At 67.7% G+C, this 2,269-nt stretch carries 3 protein-coding genes; 2 read left to right on the top strand and 1 reads right to left on the bottom strand.

Annotation, left to right across the window (positions count from 1 at the left end):
- Positions 1–413: 413 nt before the first annotated feature.
- Positions 414–932 carry a HEAT repeat domain-containing protein gene (locus tag ACFYY7_RS45585; RefSeq protein WP_388672348.1) on the top strand — a complete coding sequence of 173 codons (519 nt, stop codon included), beginning with the start codon at positions 414–416 and terminating at the stop codon, positions 930–932.
- Positions 933–1,319: 387 nt separating this feature from the next.
- Here ACFYY7_RS45585 and ACFYY7_RS45590 read toward each other — a convergent pair whose 3' ends face one another.
- Positions 1,320–1,670 carry a GNAT family N-acetyltransferase gene (locus ACFYY7_RS45590; RefSeq protein WP_388672354.1) on the bottom strand — a complete coding sequence of 117 codons (351 nt, stop codon included), beginning with the start codon at positions 1,668–1,670 and terminating at the stop codon, positions 1,320–1,322.
- An 83-nt stretch (positions 1,671–1,753) separates the two neighbouring features.
- On the opposite strand from ACFYY7_RS45590, the gene ACFYY7_RS45595 reads away from it, so the two are divergent.
- Positions 1,754–2,089: a DUF6233 domain-containing protein gene (locus ACFYY7_RS45595; protein ID WP_388672351.1), complete on the top strand. Its 336-nt coding sequence runs from the start codon at positions 1,754–1,756 to the stop codon at positions 2,087–2,089.
- The last annotated feature ends 180 nt before the right edge of the window (positions 2,090–2,269 follow it).

Raw genomic sequence — 2,269 nt, forward strand, 5'->3', positions numbered from 1 at the left:
GCCCGATTGACCCCCGTCGAGTACGAGACCATCATGACCCCAGCCGCAGCCCTGGCTGCATAAACCCCGCTGTCACCCAACCCTGCAGCAGTCCCTCCGGGCTGGTGGTGCGGGGTGCTGGGTTCTGACAGTGGATGCCGATGAGGGATTGTCGTTTTTGCGTGGTGTGGTGGTCAGTTTGCTGCTGATCGCTATGACGCCGTCACGAAGGCAGCCGGACGCAAGGACGGCGACCCCCAGCGGGCCGAGTGGCTGGAGGAATCCGCCGCCTACGTCGCCGCTGCTCGTGGCCGCGGCCGGGATCGCCCAGTGCTCCCCGCCAGGACCCGAGTTCGGGAGGCACCCGCTGAGAATGATCTTGCTAGGGTCCACCCAGGACCTGGGGCGTTCAACGCATGGGAGGTGGTCAGGCGATGACCCCTGAGGAGCAGGATTTGGTCAGGGGCCTGGTGTTCGTACCAGGTAAAGGTCGGACGCGCACGATCGACGAGGTGCTCGCCCACTTCGGCGAGTCCGACGGTGGGGCCCTGGCGCTCCGGCTGCTCCGGGACGCCAGGGAGCGCCGGGACGCCGACGACGTCGCGATGGCGTTGATCGTCAAGGCCGCCGCCGGCGCCTCGGGCGAGGAGTTCCTGGAGCCGTTGACCGAGCTGTTCCCTGCCGAATGGCACAGGGACCACGAGGACATCGTGTCCATGCTGGGCAAGCTCCGCTCGCCCAGGACGGTGCCGACGCTGGTCCTGGCGACTCACTGGGTTCCCGAGCACCTGGACTGGGACGAGAACCGGGCGCTCGCGGTGAAGGCGATCTGGGCGCTCGGCGCCATTCCCGTCGCGGAGGCCCGGGCAGCCCTCGAGGGCTTGCGCGACGACGAGAACGAGATCATCCGCGAGAACGCGGTGAAGCAGCTCGCACGCCGCGGCGAGCTCTGACCGCGGAGCTGTAGCCGTTCATCCGGAACGCCCGGCCGCGTTTCGTACGTCACCAACATCGGATTCGCCGCGTAGACCGCCCTGTAGGGCGTTCTGAGCGCCTGTCAGCCGCCCAGGTCTCCCCAAGGGGTCCGGGGCGGCTGAGTTCGCGGCGCAGCGGTCGGGGCACGACGTCCCGCATCCCAGCCCCTCGCGCGGAGGGGCTTTCGTGCACCGCGTCCGCGGCTGCTGTCCGCCGAGCGGACCGAGCATGGTGCGCTCCTGGGTACTGCTGACGCCGAGCAGCTGCCCGCGCGAATGGCCGGCGGGATCCTCGGGCCTGGAATCTCCTGCGTTATTCCTCGAGCGATCCCTTGCACGAACAGAATTCCTGCCCCCCAGAAGAGACTAGTCCTCGACCTTGCTGCGGCTCTGATAAGCGAGGTCCTGATAGTCGGGGTGCCGGGCCATCCAGGCGGTGATGAACGGGCACACCGAGAGCACCCGCAGTCCGTCCGCCCGCGCGGCGTCCAGGCCCGTGCGGGCCAGCGCTGAGCCGACGCCCTGTCCGTTGAACTCCGGGTCGACCTCGGTGTGCGTGAAGACGACAAGCCCGCTCTCGTTGGTGCGCAGGTACTCGGCGAAGCCGGCAAGTTGCCCGTCCACGCGGGCCTCGTAGCGATGGGTGTCGGGGGAGTCGGTGATTTCGATGGTCATCGTGAGCCTTTCGGACGTGGGGGCCGATGTCCGGCCATGCACAAATGTAGGTGCGTAGGAGTTCGCGACCGTGTCGGGGCCCGCATGGCGCTCAAGCACGCCCATGAGCCGGCCGAGGCGTAGTCATGTCTGTGCCCGGAGCCATATCGGACCTGGACAAGAACCGGGCCCTGGCCGACTGGCTGGAGTGGCAGCTGCGGAAGGTTCGGGGCCGGATCCGGGAGCTGGAGATCAAGGAGGAGCAGGAGCGGCGGCGTCGGGAGCAGGCGCATGCCGCGCTGCGGTGGAAGATCCAGCCGCAGCGGTCGTCGTCGGCGGCTCTGGTGCATTGCGGGGACTGTGCCCTGTATCCGGTCGAGGGTGGATTCCTCACCCGAGAAGAGGTGGTGATCGCCTTGGCTGAGCCGGACATCGAGGCGTGCCAGATCTGCAAGCCCGAGACGGGACTGCAGCCACAGTAGAAGGGCGCCAAGGTCAGGTGATGTGTGGTCCGGCGACAGTTGTCACCGGATCGCCGTGGAGACCTCCGCCCGGCTGAGCACGGTAGCTGTCAACGCCTGGGAGTAGGAGTTGTCACCTGCCGCGGATGTGCGGGGTACATCAGCGGCGTGCTGATCACTCATCGAGCCGACGTGGCACAA

The organism is Streptomyces sp. NPDC001933, assembly GCF_042890955.1.
In the GTDB taxonomy this organism is placed as follows: domain Bacteria; phylum Actinomycetota; class Actinomycetes; order Streptomycetales; family Streptomycetaceae; genus Streptomyces.